General features: G+C 52.5%; 1 protein-coding gene. It reads right to left on the reverse strand.

Annotated elements, in window-relative coordinates; all coding sequences use genetic code 11:
* Nucleotides 1-145 precede the first annotated feature (145 nt).
* A partial coding sequence (locus D7Y13_RS43665) for a hypothetical protein (protein ID WP_208734692.1) occupies nt 146-421 on the reverse strand: 276 nt, incomplete at its 5' end.

Genomic DNA, 421 nt, shown 5'->3' on the forward strand with positions numbered 1-421 from the left:
GTCTAATCGATCAAGCGACTAACCGATCGTCCGCAAACGCAGCAGTCTCGGCATTCTTATGATTCAACGTTAGCTTAACGGGCTGCAAAGATAAAATTTCTGCATTTTTGCTAGAGCTTCCCGGTGCTGAGCGCTGCGATCGCGCTTACAGGGCGTCGATGCGGTGCAGCGACTCGATCAGTTCCTCTACATCTTCATCGTTTGTACATTGCTCCACTTGCGACTTAAACCACTCCACTTCTTCGGCTTCGGTCTTCTGCAACTGATAGACCAGCAGCGTTCCAGCAACACGGGCAAGGGTCAGCGGCGCATAATCGGTCTGATGAAGCAAGTCGCTAGCCGTTTGATAAAGCTGCGCGGCTGATTGCTGATCGATCGACTGCCCCAACTCCAGCGCCAGATCTTGCAAGCTCTGCTCGAT

This window comes from Corallococcus praedator (genome assembly GCF_003612125.1).
Lineage (GTDB): Bacteria > Myxococcota > Myxococcia > Myxococcales > Myxococcaceae > Corallococcus > Corallococcus praedator.